This window comes from Salmonella sp. 741265055_HSA (assembly GCF_046569525.1).
GTDB lineage: Bacteria > Pseudomonadota > Gammaproteobacteria > Enterobacterales > Enterobacteriaceae > Salmonella > Salmonella enterica.
On record NZ_JBKFSQ010000004.1, the window covers coordinates 117,026 to 134,015 of the forward strand.

Annotated in this window: 17 protein-coding genes; 6 read left to right on the top strand and 11 right to left on the bottom strand. The window is 54.8% G+C overall.

From position 1 onward, the window contains the following. From hscA to trmJ, 7 genes are all read right to left on the bottom strand, one after another. Positions 1 to 1,851, bottom strand: coding sequence for a Fe-S protein assembly chaperone HscA (gene hscA, locus ACLD4K_RS03780; protein ID WP_411011407.1), 1,851 nt, complete (start codon positions 1,849 to 1,851; stop codon positions 1 to 3). A 12-nt stretch (positions 1,852 to 1,863) separates the two neighbouring features. Next, a complete protein-coding gene (hscB, locus tag ACLD4K_RS03785) occupies positions 1,864 to 2,379 on the bottom strand; it encodes a co-chaperone HscB (protein WP_000384398.1) in 516 nt (171 codons plus the stop codon). A gap of 195 nt (positions 2,380 to 2,574) precedes the next feature. Further along, a complete protein-coding gene (iscA, locus tag ACLD4K_RS03790; protein ID WP_000028952.1) occupies positions 2,575 to 2,898 on the bottom strand; it encodes an iron-sulfur cluster assembly protein IscA in 324 nt (107 codons plus the stop codon). Positions 2,899 to 2,926: 28 nt separating this feature from the next. Beyond that, positions 2,927 to 3,313 (bottom strand): Fe-S cluster assembly scaffold IscU, encoded by a 387-nt coding sequence (gene iscU / locus ACLD4K_RS03795; protein ID WP_000331704.1) that lies wholly within the window; start codon positions 3,311 to 3,313, stop codon positions 2,927 to 2,929. A gap of 27 nt (positions 3,314 to 3,340) precedes the next feature. Further along, positions 3,341 to 4,555 (bottom strand): cysteine desulfurase, encoded by a 1,215-nt coding sequence (iscS, locus tag ACLD4K_RS03800; RefSeq protein WP_000775263.1) that lies wholly within the window; start codon positions 4,553 to 4,555, stop codon positions 3,341 to 3,343. A 180-nt stretch (positions 4,556 to 4,735) separates the two neighbouring features. After that, positions 4,736 to 5,230, bottom strand: a complete 495-nt coding sequence (iscR, locus tag ACLD4K_RS03805) for a Fe-S cluster assembly transcriptional regulator IscR (protein ID WP_001241346.1) — start codon at positions 5,228 to 5,230, stop codon at positions 4,736 to 4,738. Between the two features lie 159 nt (positions 5,231 to 5,389). Then, the gene (gene trmJ / locus ACLD4K_RS03810) at positions 5,390 to 6,121 is read right to left on the bottom strand and encodes a tRNA (cytosine(32)/uridine(32)-2'-O)-methyltransferase TrmJ (protein WP_000940032.1); all 732 of its coding nucleotides are present in this window, start codon (positions 6,119 to 6,121) and stop codon (positions 5,390 to 5,392) included. A gap of 118 nt (positions 6,122 to 6,239) precedes the next feature. On the opposite strand from trmJ, the gene suhB reads away from it, so the two are divergent. The 5 genes from suhB to asrC all read left to right on the top strand — a co-directional run bounded on the left by suhB (position 6,240) and on the right by asrC (position 11,137). Then, positions 6,240 to 7,043, top strand: coding sequence for an inositol-1-monophosphatase (suhB, locus tag ACLD4K_RS03815; RefSeq protein ID WP_023214306.1), 804 nt, complete (start codon positions 6,240 to 6,242; stop codon positions 7,041 to 7,043). Positions 7,044 to 7,187: 144 nt separating this feature from the next. Beyond that, positions 7,188 to 8,066, top strand: coding sequence for an alpha/beta hydrolase (locus ACLD4K_RS03820; RefSeq protein ID WP_183058979.1), 879 nt, complete (start codon positions 7,188 to 7,190; stop codon positions 8,064 to 8,066). Between the two features lie 181 nt (positions 8,067 to 8,247). Further along, positions 8,248 to 9,291, top strand: coding sequence for an anaerobic sulfite reductase subunit AsrA (gene asrA / locus ACLD4K_RS03825; protein WP_411011408.1), 1,044 nt, complete (start codon positions 8,248 to 8,250; stop codon positions 9,289 to 9,291). Between the two features lie 3 nt (positions 9,292 to 9,294). Then, a complete protein-coding gene (gene asrB, locus ACLD4K_RS03830; RefSeq protein ID WP_000017585.1) occupies positions 9,295 to 10,113 on the top strand; it encodes an anaerobic sulfite reductase subunit AsrB in 819 nt (272 codons plus the stop codon). A 10-nt stretch (positions 10,114 to 10,123) separates the two neighbouring features. After that, positions 10,124 to 11,137, top strand: a complete 1,014-nt coding sequence (gene asrC / locus ACLD4K_RS03835) for a sulfite reductase subunit C (RefSeq protein ID WP_000020685.1) — start codon at positions 10,124 to 10,126, stop codon at positions 11,135 to 11,137. Here the strand turns inward: asrC and ACLD4K_RS03840 are convergent, their stop codons facing one another. Together ACLD4K_RS03840 and ACLD4K_RS03845 are read right to left on the bottom strand one after the other, a co-directional pair. Continuing rightward, positions 11,138 to 12,124, bottom strand: a complete 987-nt coding sequence (locus ACLD4K_RS03840; protein ID WP_411011409.1) for a nickel/cobalt transporter — start codon at positions 12,122 to 12,124, stop codon at positions 11,138 to 11,140. Next, a complete protein-coding gene (locus tag ACLD4K_RS03845) occupies positions 12,115 to 12,753 on the bottom strand; it encodes a DUF1007 family protein (protein WP_183058982.1) in 639 nt (212 codons plus the stop codon). Before ACLD4K_RS03845 ends, ACLD4K_RS03840 begins: the two co-directional genes overlap by 10 nt. Positions 12,754 to 12,878: 125 nt before the next feature. Between ACLD4K_RS03845 and csiE the strand changes: the two genes are divergently transcribed. Next, positions 12,879 to 14,156, top strand: coding sequence for a stationary phase inducible protein CsiE (gene csiE, locus ACLD4K_RS03850; RefSeq protein ID WP_000982961.1), 1,278 nt, complete (start codon positions 12,879 to 12,881; stop codon positions 14,154 to 14,156). On the opposite strand, the gene ACLD4K_RS03855 is transcribed toward csiE, so the two are convergent. After that, positions 14,151 to 15,290, bottom strand: coding sequence for a 3-phenylpropionate MFS transporter (locus ACLD4K_RS03855; RefSeq protein ID WP_001173729.1), 1,140 nt, complete (start codon positions 15,288 to 15,290; stop codon positions 14,151 to 14,153). The two genes, csiE and ACLD4K_RS03855, sit on opposite strands and share 6 nt — an antisense overlap. A 195-nt stretch (positions 15,291 to 15,485) precedes the next feature. Then, positions 15,486 to 16,739 carry a serine hydroxymethyltransferase gene (glyA, locus tag ACLD4K_RS03860; protein WP_000919178.1) on the bottom strand — a complete coding sequence of 418 codons (1,254 nt, stop codon included), beginning with the start codon at positions 16,737 to 16,739 and terminating at the stop codon, positions 15,486 to 15,488. Positions 16,740 to 16,990 lie beyond the last annotated feature (251 nt).

Below are 16,990 nucleotides of genomic sequence, written 5' to 3' on the forward strand. Positions count from 1 at the left end.
TTAAACCTCGTCTACGGAATGGCCTTTCAACGCGCGACGAACCGACTGGTCCATGCGGCGAGCGGCAAATTCCTGGGTTTGTTTATCTACGTTTTTAATGGCTTGTTCTATGGCGTCAACATCATCGCCTTGTGCGACCGCGCTTAAATGTGCGGCGGCATCATCAATGCATTGACGTTCTGCGGCGCTTAACAGCGCGGCGTCGGCAGTTAGCGCGCCGGTCAAACTTTCCAGCACGCGCGCGGCTTCGACTTTTTGCTCCGCCAGCATACGCGCTTTCACGTCCTGCTCGGCAAAACTCATGGAATCCTTGATCATCGAGGCGATTTCACCATCGGTCAGGCCATAGGAAGGTTTGACCTGAATGGAGGCCTCGACGCCGGTGGATTTTTCCATTGCGGTGACGCTCAACAGGCCATCGGCGTCTACCTGGAAGGTCACGCGAATATGCGCCCCGCCCGCCGGCAGCGGCGGAATCCCGCGCAGCGCAAAGCGCGCCAGCGAGCGGCAGTCCTGCACCAGTTCGCGTTCGCCCTGCATCACATGGATAGACATCGCGGTCTGGCCGTCTTTGAAGGTGGTGAAATCCTGCGCGCGCGCCACCGGGATAGTGGTGTTGCGCGGAATGACTTTTTCCACCAGGCCGCCCATCGTTTCCAGCCCAAGAGAGAGTGGAATCACGTCCAGCAGCAGCATTTCGCTGTCCGGCTTGTTGCCGACCAGAATATCGGCCTGAATCGCCGCGCCGATAGCGACCACTTTATCCGGGTCGATAGCGGTTAACGGCGTGCGGCCAAAAAATTCGCCCACCCGCTCACGCACCAGCGGTACACGGGTCGAACCGCCGACCATGACCACTTCCAGAACGTCCTGGGGATCAACGCCGGCATCTTTCAATGCGCGACGGCAGGCCAATAGCGTGCGCTTAACCAGCGCGGAAATGAGATCGTTAAAGGTTTCACGGGTGATTTCACCCTGCCAGCCCGCAACATTAACACGAACGGTATCGGCATCGCTTAAGGCGATTTTCGCGGTAATCGCGGCATCAAGCAGTTCGCGCTGAACGCGATTGTCGCTACGATCGGCAATTCCCGCCTGCTCACGAATATAGTCCGCCAGCAGATGGTCAAAGTCGTCGCCGCCGAGCGCAGAATCACCGCCCGTCGCCAGCACTTCAAACACCCCGCGGCTCAGGCGTAAAATAGAGATATCGAAGGTACCGCCGCCGAGATCGTAAACAGCAATAACGCCTTCTTTGCCTGAGTCCAGACCGTAGGCAATCGCCGCCGCCGTCGGTTCGTTGAGCAGGCGCAGTACATGCAGGCCTGCCAGCCGCGCGGCGTCTTTCGTCCCCTGACGTTGGGCATCATCGAAATAGGCGGGAACGGTAATCACCACGCCATCCAGCTCGCCGGAGAGCGATTCGCCAGCCCGTGCGGCCAGCGCTTTGAGAATATCAGCCGATACGCGTACCGGATTGAGCAATCCAGCCGCCGTGTCAATCATCGGCAGCCCATTAACGCTTGCCTTAAACCGGTAAGGCAGATGCGGATAGCGCGCCTGGATATCCGCCAGCGAGCGTCCCATCATGCGTTTCACAGAGCTGATAGTGTTGGCCGTATCCTGCGCGGCATTGTCACGCGCAGCGTAACCGACCGTATGGCCCTGCTGCTGATAGTGAACCACTGAAGGCAACAGGTGGCGCCCTTCGTGATCAGGCAGAGTTTCCGCCTGGCCGCTGCGAACCGTCGCAACCAGAGAGTTGGTAGTGCCTAAGTCGATGCCCGCCGCCAGACGACGCTGATGCGGCGCGGCGCTCAGACCAGGCTCACTAATTTGTAATAAGGCCATGTTAGATTCCAGTTAAAAATCGAGCAGCTTTTCTTCGAGTTGTTCTGCGCTGCTTCGCAGTTTATCGAGAAACCGCAGTTTGCGCACCGTATCCGCCGCCGCGTCCCACGCGGCGTTGTCCAACTGTTCCACCATTTGCTGAAGACGGGCATCAAACATCTTTTGTACGCGTTTGATGAAGCTTTCCAGCCGCACGTCGTCTTTTGATTGCTCGATATCGTCCAGCTCTTCGCGAAGCGTGAGTTGTTCCATCAGAAACGCGGTGTCGCGTACCGTATGCTGCTCACTGGCCAGATCGAACCCGTGTAAGGAAAGCAGATACTCCGCGCGCGTCAAAGGATGACGCAGCGTTTGCCAGGCCTGGTTGATCGTGGCGGATTGCTGGACGGCGGCAAGCTGCTGCGCCTGAGTGCCGTTGGCAAATTTGTCAGGGTGATACTGGCGTTGCAGATCCTGAAAACGAAGGCTCAGCGCCTGGGTGTCAATCTGATAACGGGCTGGTAAGCCAAAGAGGGTGAAGTAATCCATAACATTCTCAGGGATAGCCTGTCAGAACAAACCCCACACGCAGGCGACCACGGTGGGGTTATACCTTCTTACTTCGCGCCGCAGATGCGTTGTCTGCGCGGGTTCCCCCAGTCATTTACTTAAATAAGCGCCTGGGGATTCACTCGCTTGCCGCTTTTCTGCAGCACGAATGCTCGGTATAACAGCGGAACACGGTTACACGTGGAAGCTTTCGCCGCAACCACACTCATCTTTCACATTCGGGTTGGAGAATTTAAACCCTTCGTTCAGACCTTCTTTTACGAAGTCCAGCTGTGTACCGTCCAGAAATTGCAGGCTCTTGCCGTCAACCACTACCTTAACGCCTTTGTCTTCAAACACGGTGTCTTCCGCCGTTGGCTCGTCAACAAATTCCAGTACATAAGCCATACCTGAGCAGCCGGAGGTTCTCACGCCCAGACGCAGACCAAACCCTTTACCACGGTTGGCCAGGAAGGTATTAACTCGCGCTGCTGCACTGTCGCTAAGTGTAATCGACATAACAAAACCTCAATGTTAACGTTCTATTTTATTTCGCTTCGCGTTTGCTTTTGTAATCCGCAATAGCGGCTTTAATCGCGTCTTCCGCCAGAATAGAGCAGTGAATTTTCACCGGCGGCAGCTCCAGTTCGTCTGCAATGTCGGTGTTTTTAATCGCCTGCGCTTCGTCCAGGGATTTCCCTTTCACCCACTCCGTTACCAGAGAACTGGAGGCGATAGCGGAACCGCAGCCGTAAGTCTTGAAGCGCGCGTCTTCAATGATACCTTCATCGTTAACTTTAATCTGCAACTTCATGACGTCGCCGCAAGCCGGAGCGCCAACCATGCCGCTTCCCACGTTATCGTCGTTGTTGTCAAACGACCCTACGTTACGCGGGTTCTCATAGTGATCGATTACTTTTTCGCTGTAAGCCATTATAAATTCTCCTGATTCCGATACCGATTAATGATGTGCCCATTCGATGCTGTTCAGATCCACACCCTGCTTGTACATTTCCCACAGTGGAGAAAGGTCACGCAGACGGCCAATGGATTTACGAACCAGATCAATGGTGTAGTCGATCTCTTCTTCAGTGGTAAAACGACCTAAAGAGAAACGGATAGAGCTATGCGCCAGCTCGTCATTCATGCCCAACGCGCGCAGCACGTAGGACGGTTCCAGACTGGCGGAGGTACAGGCGGAACCGGAAGAAACCGCCAGGTCTTTCAGCGCCATAATCAGCGACTCGCCTTCAACGTAGTTAAAGCTCACGTTGAGAATGTTTGGCGCGCCCTGCTCAAGGTCGCCGTTCAGGTAAACTTCTTCAATATCTTTGATGCCGTTCCACAGACGGTTACGCAGACCGCGCAGACGGGCCATTTCGGTCTCCATCTCTTCTTTCGCGATACGGTAAGCTTCGCCCATGCCGACGATCTGGTGGACAGGCAGAGTACCAGAGCGCATACCGCGCTCGTGCCCGCCGCCATGCATCTGCGCTTCAATGCGAATACGCGGCTTACGACGCACATACAGCGCGCCAATGCCTTTCGGACCATAAATTTTATGACCGGAGAAGGACATCAGATCCACTTTCAGTTGGCTCAGGTCGATAGGCAGTTTGCCCACGCTCTGGGTGGCGTCAACGTGGTAGATGATACCGCGCGCGCGGCACATTTCGCCGATGGTCGCGATATCCTGCACCACGCCGATTTCGTTGTTCACGTGCATGATGGAAACCAGAATGGTGTCGTCACGCATCGCTGCTTCGAGCTCGTTGAGATCGATGATGCCGTTGCGCTGGGGCGCAAGGTAGGTCACTTCAAACCCTTCGCGCTCAAGCTGACGGCAGGTGTCCAGCACCGCTTTGTGCTCGGTCTTGCTGGTGATGATGTGCTTGCCTTTTTTCTGATAAAAGTTGGCAGCGCCTTTGATCGCCAGGTTATCAGACTCCGTCGCCCCTGAGGTAAAGACGATTTCACGCGGGTCGGCACCGACCAGCTCAGCAATCTGGTTGCGGGCGATATCGACGGCTTCTTCAGCCTGCCAGCCGAAACGGTGTGAACGAGACGCCGGGTTCCCAAAGGTTCCGTCCAGGGTCAGAAACTGCATCATTTTCTCGGCAACACGCGGGTCCACCGGCGTGGTTGCGGAGTAGTCGAGATAAATCGGTAATTTCATTGCTCTTAAACTCCGTACATCACTCAATGCAAGGAATCAGGCAACCGGCTGGATGTACGACCGTGTTGACGGGACGTCCGCGTCCCGGCCTGATTCTGAATTCTTTTTTACGCTTCATCCTTCAGACGACCGCGGCATTCACCGCATGAGGCCGCCAGAAGAGATGGCGTAATATTTTAATTAAGCGCGTAATTTAACGTCGATAGCGTCCTGCGCACGACCACTGGCGCGCGGCGCGTCATGCGTGTGCTGGCGACCAGACACATCCAGAACTTCCTGGTTATTCACCAGCTCGCCTAAGGTAATATTGTTGAGAAAACCGGTCAGGCGATCGCTTAAATCACGCCACAGCGCATGGGTCAGGCATTTATCGCCGCCCTGGCAGCCGCCTTTGCCCTGGCAACGGGTCGCGTCAACGGATTCATCAACCGCGCTGATCACTTCGCCGACCGCGATACTGCCAGCATCTTTACCCAGCAGATAACCGCCGCCTGGCCCGCGTACGCTGGAAACCAGACCGTTTTTACGTAAACGGGAAAATAGCTGTTCCAGATAAGAAAGGGAAATCCCCTGACGTTCAGAAATATCAGCCAACGGTACCGGGCCCGCTTCGGAGTTGAGCGCAACGTCTAACATTGCGGTCACGGCATAACGCCCTTTAGATGTCAGTCTCATGTCTTACTTAACCTCAAACTCGCCCCTGCCCGGGGTTTTTTATTGTAAAATGGGGGTATTGCATAGCAGGGACAAGTCTGACATTCCCGAGTAATTTGGTCAACTATTTACTTGAGTAAATTAGTCAGGTATTTAGCGTTCCGTGCGGTATTGACGCGGTTACTTGCCTTTATTCTGCTGCTCAATAGACGCCAGAATCCCACGCAGAATATTCAACTCCTGGCTTTCCGGGCGGGCGCGGGTAAACAGACGGCGCAATTTATTCATCACCTGCCCCGGATGGTTTTCGCGAATAAAGCCAGTGGAGAGCAACGTCTGCTCCAGATGGCCGTAGAAACGTTCAAGATCGTCCACCAGCGGATACGGCGTCTCTTCATGATCTGCCGCGTCGCCGTTTTCCTGCGTTGCCAGCCAGGCCATACGGACTTCATACGCGATGACCTGTACCGCCATCGCCAGATTCAACGAGCTATACTCCGGGTTAGCGGCAATCGCGACGTGATAATGGCATTTTTGCAATTCATCGTTAGTCAGCCCGACACGCTCACGACCAAAAACCAGCGCAACCGGCGTATTTGCCGCTTCCGCCACGCTTTTTAAGCCGCACTCGCGCGGATCAAGCATCGGCCACGGCAGAGTGCGGGAGCGGGCGCTGGTGCCGACCACCAGGCTACAGCCAGCCAACGCTTCATCCAGCGTATCGACGATCTGCGCATTACCGATCACATCGCTGGCGCCTGCCGCCAGGGCGATGGCCTGGGAGTCCGGTTTCACCAACGGGTTTACCAGCCACAGGTTGGTTAAGCCCATGGTTTTCATAGCGCGAGCCACAGAGCCCATATTGCCGGTGTGGGAGGTTTCCACCAGCACAATTCGAATGTTTTGCAGCATTGTCTTTCTTCAGCTAAAGATTATTCTGACATCTTACCATAAAACCAAGACAGATTCCGATCTCGCTGCTATACTCTGCGCCGTTTTCCCGTTCTTTAACATCCAGTGAGAGAGACCGATGCATCCGATGCTGACCATCGCCGTGCGCGCAGCGCGCAAGGCGGGTAATGTAATTGCCAAAAACTATGAAACTCCGGACGCTGTAGAAGCGAGCCAAAAAGGCAGTAACGATTTTGTGACCAATGTAGATAAGGCCGCTGAAGCGGTAATTATCGACACCATTCGCAAATCTTACCCGCAACACACTATTATCACCGAAGAAAGCGGTGAGCTCGTTGGCACAGATCAGGATGTTCAATGGGTTATCGATCCGCTGGATGGCACCACCAACTTCATCAAACGTCTGCCACACTTCTCTGTTTCCATTGCTGTACGCATTAAAGGCCGTACTGAAGTGGCTGTCGTTTACGATCCGATGCGTAACGAACTGTTCACCGCCACCCGCGGTCAGGGTGCGCAACTGAACGGCTACCGTCTGCGCGGCAGTACCGCTCGCGATCTGGACGGCACTATCCTCGCTACCGGCTTCCCGTTCAAAGCCAAACAATACGCGACCACCTACATTAATATTATCGGCAAGCTGTTCACCGAATGCGCCGATTTCCGCCGCACCGGTTCCGCCGCGCTGGATCTGGCCTATGTGGCTGCAGGTCGTGTCGATGGTTTCTTTGAAATTGGCCTTCGTCCGTGGGATTTCGCCGCGGGCGAACTGCTGGTTCGTGAAGCGGGCGGTATCGTCAGCGATTTCACCGGCGGTCATAACTACATGATGACCGGTAATATCGTGGCGGGGAATCCGCGCGTCGTTAAAGCCATGCTGGCGAATATGCGCGACGAACTGAGCGATGCGCTGAAGCGCTAAGTCTCTTCGGCGGGTGGGGCCACTCATCCGCCGTGCCTTTTCAAGCGTTTTTCCTAAACACAGCCTCATCGCTTTACTTGCCTGCATGTTTTTGTACGATCGCTCCCTGCTCCGCTATTGGCATAAAGCGGCAAGGAAGCGAACATGACCCTTCAACATACCCGACGCATCGTCAAATCCCTTTTTATTCTGTTTATCATTGTGGTCTGTATTTACCTGCTACCCCGCGTAGCGATCAATGCCTTTTATTACCCGGACAATAAAGTCTATGGGCCAACCCCTGCCGAAGCTGAATCCATTACCTTTACCGCCAAAGATGGCACACATCTGCACGGCTGGTTTATTCCTTCTGCTTTCGGCAGGCCGGAAAACGCCGTCGCGACGGTGATTCATGTCCATGGAAACGCCGGAAATATGTCGGCGCACTGGCCGTTAGTCAGTTGGCTGCCAGAACGCAACGTAAACCTGTTTATGTTTGATTACCGTGGTTTTGGCGAATCGGAGGGCACCCCATCACAAGAGGGGCTACTGGACGATACGAAAAGCGCGATAGATTATGTGCGGCATCGCGACGACATTAACCCCGAGCGCCTGGTACTGCTGGGGCAGAGCCTGGGCGGCAATAATGTACTGGCCGCCGTAGGCCACTGCGTAGGCTGCGCAAATATGCGCTACGCCGACCAGGCGGGCATACGTGCGATTATTCTCGACTCAACGTTTTTATCCTATTCCTCCATCGCCAACCAGATGATCCCGGGCAGCGGCTATTTGCTTGATGACCGCTATAGCGCGGATCGTAATATCGCCAGCGTTAGCCCCATTCCGGTATTGATTCTTCATGGCACGGCAGACCATGTTATTCCCTGGCAGGACAGTGAGAAATTGTATGCCCTCGCCCGGGAGCCCAAACAAAAAATCTTCATTCCTGACGGCGATCACATTGATGCTTTTTCCGGACGTTATGCAAACCTTTACCGTGATGCAATGATTAAATTTATTCAGACCGCGCTATCCGCTAAATAGCGCGACGCTGTATATATGCATATTTTATGATTAAGAATATATTTATTATACCGATAGTAAAAACCATTTTTTCCCGTTAGCGAAGGCGGTGGATTAGCGCTAGCGTAACAGTAATATTCAACTGATTTTTATAACAATTTATTTTCATTTGTTTTTCCTGAATATTACTGTGGAGTATGTGATGGCTATCAAAATTACGCCTGACGAGTTTAGTCTGCTTATCCAGCGATTAAACAAAAAATGGCGCGTGTTTGCCCCGTCCGCAGAGTTTCGCGGCGGACGTTTTTCCGACACTGACAACATTATTTATCAACGGATTAGCGGCTGGCGCGATCTCATCTGGCACGAGAAATCGCACATGTCGCCGAATACCATTATTGCCCCTATCACCGAAACGCTCTTTTATTTCGATAAAGACACCATTCAAATTGCCGAGACAGACACTTCCCCGATAATCATCTTTGCCCGCGCCTGCGACATTAACGCCATGTCGCGGCTGGATTATATGTATTTATCAAATGGGAATAATTCCGATTACAGTTATCAACTGCTACGGGAGCATATTCGTTTCGTCCTTATTGAGTGTGAAGAAAGCTTCGAAAATTGTTTCTGCGTCTCAATGGGTACCAATAAAACTGACTGTTATAGCGCCGCCATGCGTTTTAGCGATGAGGGCGCGCTTGTCAGCATCCGCGATCCCTTTATCGAGGCGGCGATACAAGGGCTGGGGCAGGAGGCTGACTATACCCCCTCTTTCGTCAGCGAAAACCGGGAAACCGTCGTCACGCCGGACAGCGTTTGCCACGATCCGCAAAAAATTCGCGACATTCTCACCCGCCATCCGCTATGGGACGCCTACGACAGCCGCTGCATCAGTTGTGGCCGCTGCACTACCGGGTGCCCAACCTGTACCTGCTATAGCGTCTTTGACGTCGCCTATGATGAAAATCAGCAGCGCGGCGAACGCCGCCGCCAGTGGGCAAGCTGCATGGTGCCGGGCTTTAGCGACATGGCCGGCGGTCATGGTTTTCGCGAAAAACCCGGCGAGCGTCTGCGCTACCGCGCCCTGCATAAGGTCAATGACTACAAAGCGCGCAACGGCATTGAACATATGTGCGTCGGCTGCGGCCGCTGCGACGATCGCTGCCCGCAATACATCAAATTTTCTTTGATTATCAACAAAATGACTGCTGCCGTTCGGCAGGCGCTGGCAGAGGAGGCATAACGCATGTCACATTGTTCCTGTCATGATAAACCGCAGCACAGTTTGCTGCCTGCGGCGTACCGCATCCTCAGTATTACTCGCCACACGCCGCTGGAGTGGAATTTCCGCGTGGCCGTCGATTTTCCCGCGCACTGGGGGCAATTTGTTGAGGTGTCGCTGCCGCGCGTCGGCGAAGCGCCCATCTCCGTTTCCGACTACGGCGACGGCTGGATAGATCTGCTGATTCGTAATGTCGGAAAAGTGACCAGCGCCCTCTTTACGCTGAAAGAAGGCGACAACGTGTGGCTACGCGGCTGCTATGGCAATGGCTATCCGGTCGATACGCTGCGCCATAAACCCTTACTGGTTGTCGCAGGCGGCACGGGCGTCGCGCCGGTGAAAGGCTTAATGCGCTATTTCGTTGAGAATCCCCAGGAAATTGGTCAGCTGGATATGATTCTCGGCTATAAAAATCGCGATTGCGTGCTGTACAAAGAAGAAATGGCGACGTGGCACGGCAAACATAATCTGGTGCTCACGCTGGATGAAGGCGAGGCTGATGACCGTTACCAGATTGGTCGGGTGACCGATCGGCTTGCCGACATGACGCTTAGCGATATCGACACCATGCAGGCCATCGTCGTTGGGCCGCCAATAATGATTACCTTTACCGTAAAAATGCTGCTGCAAAAAGGGCTCAAGCCGGAGCAAATCTGGGTGGACTACGAACGCCGGATGGCCTGCTCCGTAGGGAAGTGCGGCCACTGCCGTATGGGCGAAGTGTATGTCTGCACCGACGGCCCGATATTTAACTACGCCGTCGCGCAACGTTTTGCCGATTAAGGAGAACATCATGAGCATTGATATTGATATCATTAAAGCCCGTGCGAAAAACGAATATCGCCTGTCAAAAGTGCGCGGCGAAGCCATGATCAGCGTCCGCATTCCCGGCGGTATTTTGCCCGCGCATTTGCTAACGGTGGCGCGTGACATCGCCGAAACCTGGGGCAACGGACAAATTCACCTCACTACCCGCCAGAAGCTGGCGATGCCGGGTATCCGTTACGAAGATATCGACAACGTGAACGCTGCACTGGAGCCGTTTCTTCGCGAGATTGAAATAGAACTGTGCGACGTCCAGGTTGAGGATACCAAAGCGGGCTATCTCGCTATTGGCGGGCGAAATATTGTCGCCTGTCAGGGGAACCGCATTTGCCAGAAAGCCAACACTGACACGACCGGTCTGTCCCGTCGTCTTGAAAAACTGGTCTATCCCAGCCCTTATCATCTCAAAACGGTCATCGTTGGCTGCCCGAATGATTGCGCGAAGGCGTCAATGGCCGATCTGGGAATTATTGGCGTGGCGAAAATGCGCTTCACTGCCGATCGCTGTATCGGTTGCGGCGCCTGCGTGAAGGCCTGTAGTCACCACGCGGTAGGCTGCCTGGCGCTGAAGAACGGCAAAGCGGTCAAAGAAGAGTCCGCCTGTATCGGCTGCGGCGAGTGCGTGCTGGCCTGCCCGACGCTGGCCTGGCAACGTAAGCCGGATCAGCTCTGGCAAGTCCGTCTGGGCGGACGCACCAGTAAAAAGACGCCGCGCGTCGGCAAGCTCTTCCTCAACTGGGTGACTGAAGATGTGATAAAGCAGGTGATCGTTAACCTGTATGAATTTGAAAAAGAGATGCTCGGCGGAAAACCGATCTATCTCCATATGGGCCATCTGATCGACAAAGGCGGCTACCTGCGTTTTAAAGAACGGGTACTGCGCGGCGTTCAGCTCAATCCGGAAGCGATGGTCGCCGAACGCATTTACTGGGCCGAAGACGAATCCGTCGCGCGGATGCATCTCAAACCCGCCGGGCACTAATCAACCACGCCATGGCCGCAGCCCGCCCACAGGCTGCGGCACGCTAAACCACATGACCAGCGCCGCGACAAGCAGTATGACCCCTCCGGCCAGCGCCAGCGTTGACCAGCCTACCTGCCGCCATAACGCCGGCGCTTTGTTTCCACTGAGTTTCACCGCCAGAGCACGAAAAGTGTGTACCAGCAGCGCCAGCGAGGTAATCGTTAGCGAGGTTCCCGCCGCCATCGCCAGTACCGACGCCATTCCCCAGCTAAAAACGCCAATCACTTTACTGAATAACAGCACCATTATCGCGCCGGAACAGGGCCGCATCCCCATAGACAGTACGATCATGAGTCGCGCGCGCCAGTCATCGCCGCTATGCAATTGTTCCTGCGTCGGTAGATGCTGATGTCCGCAGCCGCATTTTTCATGGTGAACATGGCGCGGCGTAAAAGCGATAAAGACAGGTTTACGTAGCAGCGCGCGTAACCTTTTTATGGCCCGCCAGCACAGCAAGATGCCCAGCCCGCCAACTAACGCATAGCTCCCCTTTTCCAGCCAGAAGCCGCTCAGATGGAGCTGCCTGGCCGGAAGTTGCAATACGGTCAGCACGCCCACCACCAACCCGATAGCCACAAGCCCCTGTAATAACGCGGCGGCGAGGGTTAACACGATACTTGATTTCAGCTTCGAAGGATGCGTCACCAGCCATGTCGCGATCACCACTTTGCCGTGTCCCGGCCCCAGCGCATGAAGCACGCCATACATAAAACTCAGCAGAAGCAACGATCCGCCCGCCCGCTCAGGATGCGTCGCCACCGCGTTAAGCAGCGCGCTCAACTGCTGATTTACGTCCCGCTGCCAAAGAGCGCTTTTCAACATCACCTGCGGCCAGGCCTGCCATATCCACAGACCGCCAACCAGCATCAGCAGCAGGAATAACGCCAATGGCCACAGCGAGAGCCAGCGCCGCCCCGGAGCGCGTTGAGAAAAAATTACTGACATTGCAAGGTCACCGTTTGGGCAAACTGTTTACCTAAATCCATATCCTCCGGCGGCGCGTCCTCTTTATCCAGCGACTGGGCGAAACGTAGTGTCTCTTCGCCGGGCGCAGGAGTATAAACCTGAATCTGACACTTTTCGCGCAGCGGTTCCGGCATCGTGATATCGCTGTCCTGGTCATAATGCATATCAACATAATAAGAGGGATCAAACGTTGAAAAGGTATAAGTCTGACCGCTTAACGGCTGCGGTTCAGCCAGCGGCAGCGTAAAGGTCAATACCGCCTGATGCGCGTCACGCGTCATACCGTATTCTGTCGGCCTGTTTTTAAACTTCACTTTCGCGCCATTGCGCCACACTTCTGTAAAGTAGTGCTGCCCAAGTACGTTAGCCATCACTTCCGCCGCCAACTTTTTCCATATTTCTGACCCCGGCGCCGCGTTTCCGGCGTCATACAGCAGATCTGCGGACGTCAGCGCGTCCATTGTCCAGCGCATTTTTAACGCCACAAATTGCTCATTTTCACTGACCACCTGCGTTTGCAGACGGATGAAGCTGTGCGGATGCGCCGCCGCCACGAAAGATAAAACGGCGAGAAATAGTGTTAAGGCGCTGCGTTTCACTGACTTCATCTGTTCCTCGCGATAAAAATTCTGTGACGCTCCTCAGCATTCCAGGCCTAAAAGCACGCTTATCACGTTTTTCACACGCAAACTTTAGCTATCCTTACCAGACAAACTAACGGGAGACCTGACAGATGATGCCGACAATTGCCCCACCATCTGTACTTTCCGCTCCCCAGCGCCGCTGTCAGGTATTGCTGACGCTTTTCCAGCCGGAGCCAATTGCCACGGTGGAAATCTTCAGCGCGCTTAATGGCGTTGATGATGATACTGCCCGTGAGGATATCACTGAGACAAGCCTGGAGATCCAGCGCTATCATCGCCTTGCCATCACAACATGCCAGAACGGTTGCTATCGGATCGAAGGTACAGCACTCGATCAGCGCCTTTGCCTTTTACACTGGCTCAGGCGCGGCCTGCGTTTATGCCCGACCTTCGTCACGCAACAGTTTACCCCGGCCTTAAAAAACGCGCTAAAGCAGCGCGGTATCGCGCGTCCGCTGTATGACGATATTAATCTGCACGCGCTCATCAATCTGTGCGCCCGCCGGTTGCAAAAACCATTTGAACATCGCGACGTGCAGTTCCTGCGTCTCTTTTTACAGTATTGTCTGCTACAACACCATGCCGGCATCACCCCGGAATTCAACCCTGTGCAGCAGATTTGGGCGCAGTCGTGCGCGGAATATCCACTCGCCCAGGAAATTGGTCGTCACTGGCAGCGCCACGTGATGCAGGCCGCACCGCTCAATGAAGCGCTGTTTATGGCGTTACTGTTTTCAATGATTCGCCTCCCCGACCCGATTCGCGACACGCATCAACGGGCGCAGCAACTGCGGCTGGAGGTGGCGCGGCTGGTGCTGCGCTTTCGAGAAAAAGGGAACGTACGCTTCAGCGACGAACAAGGGCTTAACGATCAGTTGTATGTCCATCTCGCCCAGGCGCTGAACCGAAGTTTATTCACGATTGGCATCGATAATACGCTTCCGGAAGAGTTCAACCGTCTTTATCCACGTCTGGTTCGCACCACACGTGAGGCGCTCGCCGGGTTTGAAGCCGAATATGGTATCCACTTTTCCGAGGAAGAGACGGGGCTGGTGGCAGTGATTTTCGGCGCCTGGCTAATGCAGGATAACGATTTGCATGAGAGACAGATCGTATTGTTAGCGGATAAAAATGATGCGCTGGAGACGCATATTGAGCAGCAACTGCGTGAACTGACCCTGTTGCCGCTGAATATCAGACGGATATCGCTCCAGGCGTTTCAAAAAGAGGGATGCCCGCGCGGCGTAGCGCTGATTGTTACCCCTTACGCCACGCCGCTACCGCTCTTCTCACCGCCATTAATTCATGCGGATCGCGCCCTCACAGAGCACCAACAGCAGCAGATCCGCAAGATCCTGGAATCATGACGCGGCAACCACTTTGGGCCGAAGGAAGATAGCGGGCAATGCCACCAGCGCCATAATCCAGAACACGCCGCCGCCCAGATGTTGATACAGAAAACCGGCAAATACCGTCATAATCGCGATACTGCCGCCCATCGCCACAGCGGAATAGACGGCCTGCAAACGAATCACCTCGCTTCCCTGACGCGCAGCGATATAGCGCATGGCGGCCAGATGGCAAACGGTAAACGTGCCACAGTGCAGGATTTGTATCACAATCAGCCACGGCAGCGCCGTACTCCAGCCCATCAGTCCCCAGCGTACCACGCCGCACACAGCAGAAAGCAACAGCAAGTCGCGGGCGCTAAACCGGCGGAATAGCTTTTTACTCAGGGCGAAAATGATCACTTCCGCCACCACGCCCAACGACCATAAATAGCCGACCGCCGATGCTGAATAGCCAGCCCCCTGCCAGTAGATGGCGCTAAAACCATAGTAGGCGGCGTGCGCCCCTTGCAGCAAACAGACGCAGGCGAGAAAACGCCAACTTTGTGCCACCAGCGTACGCCAGGCGGGCCAGCCTGCGCTCTCCTGCTGACGGCTTTCCCCTTGCGGCGGCACGCTGGGACGTAACAACATACCCAGCAACATCGAGGCGACGCCGAGCGTCAGTAGCGCCAGAATCGCCTGGTAATCGTATAAACTCACCAGCTTACCGGTCAGCGCCGACCCTATCACGAAGGCGATGGACCCCCACAGCCGCACCCGACCATAGTCCAGGGTAATTTGCTTTTGCCAGGTATTGGCCAGCGCATCGGTCAGCGGCACCAGTGGCGAAAAGAAGAGGTTAAACCCAACCATCACCACCATTAGCCACGCGACATGCGTTCCTGCCCAAAATGCCAGCGCAAATACCAGCGTCAGCAATGCCAGTACGCGCAGCGCGGAGATCAACCGCGAAGGATCGCTTACGCGAGGCGCAATGAGCAGACTACCGAGAAAACGCGCGACCAGACCCACGCCCAGCAGAAGACCGATGGTTTCCGGCGTTAGCCCAAGACCTTTGAGCCAGACGCTCCAGAAGGGCAGAAAAATACCGTAACTAAAGAAGTAGGTGAAATAACTGAGCGCCAGCCAGCGCGTGGAATGCAATGCCATGATTCCCTCCCGTTTGGAGGCGATAGTCTGGCGGTAAACGGTTGCGCTGGCAAGGGTAACATAAGATTAACAAGCGGAGGGAGAAGTTCAAACGGCAACGCCGCCGGATAATGACTTCCGGCGGCGTCACGTTATGGCGCATAAGTAATGCCCGACAGACGCAACGCCATCGGGACATTTACACAACACAAACGCTTACGCGTAAACCGGGAAGCGGGCGCAGATATCCAGTACTTTCGCTTTCACGCGTTCAATGGTGGCTTCATCATTGATGTTGTCCAGCACGTCACACATCCAGCCAGCCAGCTCTTTCACTTCCGCTTCTTTGAAGCCGCGACGAGTAACCGCCGGAGAACCAATACGGATACCGGAAGTCACGAACGGGCTCTTAGGATCGTTCGGCACGCTGTTTTTGTTCACGGTGATGTTAGCACGGCCCAGCGCGGCGTCAGCTTCTTTACCGGTCAGGTTTTTATCCACCAGGTCCAGCAGGAACAGGTGGTTTTCAGTGCCGCCAGACACCACTTTGTAGCCGCGGTTCAGGAACACTTCCACCATCGCTTTGGCGTTTTTCGCCACCTGCTGCTGGTAAACTTTGAATTCCGGCTCCATCGCTTCTTTCAGCGCCACCGCTTTACCCGCGATCACGTGCATCAGCGGGCCGCCCTGTGCGCTTGGGAAGACGGCGGAGTTCAGTTTTTTGTACAGCTCTTCGTCGCCGCCTTTCGCCAGGATCAGGCCGCCGCGCGGACCCGCCAGGGTTTTGTGGGTGGTGGTGGTGACAACGTGAGCGTGCGGAACCGGGTTCGGGTAAACGCCTGCGGCAATCAGGCCCGCCACGTGCGCCATGTCGACAAACAGGTATGCGCCGATGCTGTCAGCGATTTCACGCATTTTTGCCCAGTCAACCACGCCGGAGTAGGCAGAGAAGCCACCGATAATCATCTTCGGCTTGTGCTCTTTGGCCAGCTTCGCCATCTCGTCATAGTCAATTTTACCGGACTCATCGATACCGTAAGGTACGATGTTGTACAGTTTACCGGAGAAGTTAACCGGGGAGCCGTGAGTCAGGTGGCCGCCCTGCGCCAGGTTCATACCCAGAACGGTATCGCCCGGCTGCAGCAGCGCGGTGTAAACAGCGAAGTTAGCCTGAGAACCGGAGTGCGGCTGCACGTTAGCGTAGTCGGCGCCGAACAGTTCTTTCGCGCGGTCGATAGCCAGCTGCTCAACGACATCAACGTATTCGCAACCGCCGTAGTAGCGCTTGCCCGGATATCCTTCAGCGTATTTGTTGGTCAGCTGAGACCCCTGCGCCTGCATCACGCGCGGGCTGGTGTAGTTTTCGGAGGCGATCAGTTCGATGTGCTCTTCCTGACGTACTTTTTCCTGCTCCATAGCCTGCCACAATTCGGCATCATAATCGGCAATGTTCATTTCACGCTTTAACATCCGCATCTCCTGACTCAGCTAACAATAAAATTTGTGCCTGAAAAGGCAGTCCGTGGGACTTCGGCCAACAGTATAACCGAATCATTCTTCGATAACAGGTCTTGACAAAGGTTTTTACGCAAACGATTACCTGTGCGTCAGATAAGGGTTTCCTGAACGAGAGCCTGACGAATTTCAACGGATTTCTTTTCAGCTTTGTGATGCAGATTTTTCACGTTGTTACCTCCATAACGTAAAGCAGAGAAGATCCA

Coding starts and splice junctions, on each gene's coding strand:
- hscA (WP_411011407.1), bottom strand. CDS start 1,851: ATGGCCTTATTACAAATTAGTGAGCCTGGTCTGAGCGCCGCGCCGCAT.
- hscB (WP_000384398.1), bottom strand. CDS start 2,379: ATGGATTACTTCACCCTCTTTGGCTTACCAGCCCGTTATCAGATTGAC.
- iscA (WP_000028952.1), bottom strand. CDS start 2,898: ATGTCGATTACACTTAGCGACAGTGCAGCAGCGCGAGTTAATACCTTC.
- iscU (WP_000331704.1), bottom strand. CDS start 3,313: ATGGCTTACAGCGAAAAAGTAATCGATCACTATGAGAACCCGCGTAAC.
- iscS (WP_000775263.1), bottom strand. CDS start 4,555: ATGAAATTACCGATTTATCTCGACTACTCCGCAACCACGCCGGTGGAC.
- iscR (WP_001241346.1), bottom strand. CDS start 5,230: ATGAGACTGACATCTAAAGGGCGTTATGCCGTGACCGCAATGTTAGAC.
- trmJ (WP_000940032.1), bottom strand. CDS start 6,121: ATGCTGCAAAACATTCGAATTGTGCTGGTGGAAACCTCCCACACCGGC.
- suhB (WP_023214306.1), top strand. CDS start 6,240: ATGCATCCGATGCTGACCATCGCCGTGCGCGCAGCGCGCAAGGCGGGT.
- ACLD4K_RS03820 (WP_183058979.1), top strand. CDS start 7,188: ATGACCCTTCAACATACCCGACGCATCGTCAAATCCCTTTTTATTCTG.
- asrA (WP_411011408.1), top strand. CDS start 8,248: ATGGCTATCAAAATTACGCCTGACGAGTTTAGTCTGCTTATCCAGCGA.
- asrB (WP_000017585.1), top strand. CDS start 9,295: ATGTCACATTGTTCCTGTCATGATAAACCGCAGCACAGTTTGCTGCCT.
- asrC (WP_000020685.1), top strand. CDS start 10,124: ATGAGCATTGATATTGATATCATTAAAGCCCGTGCGAAAAACGAATAT.
- ACLD4K_RS03840 (WP_411011409.1), bottom strand. CDS start 12,124: ATGTCAGTAATTTTTTCTCAACGCGCTCCGGGGCGGCGCTGGCTCTCG.
- ACLD4K_RS03845 (WP_183058982.1), bottom strand. CDS start 12,753: ATGAAGTCAGTGAAACGCAGCGCCTTAACACTATTTCTCGCCGTTTTA.
- csiE (WP_000982961.1), top strand. CDS start 12,879: ATGATGCCGACAATTGCCCCACCATCTGTACTTTCCGCTCCCCAGCGC.
- ACLD4K_RS03855 (WP_001173729.1), bottom strand. CDS start 15,290: ATGGCATTGCATTCCACGCGCTGGCTGGCGCTCAGTTATTTCACCTAC.
- glyA (WP_000919178.1), bottom strand. CDS start 16,739: ATGTTAAAGCGTGAAATGAACATTGCCGATTATGATGCCGAATTGTGG.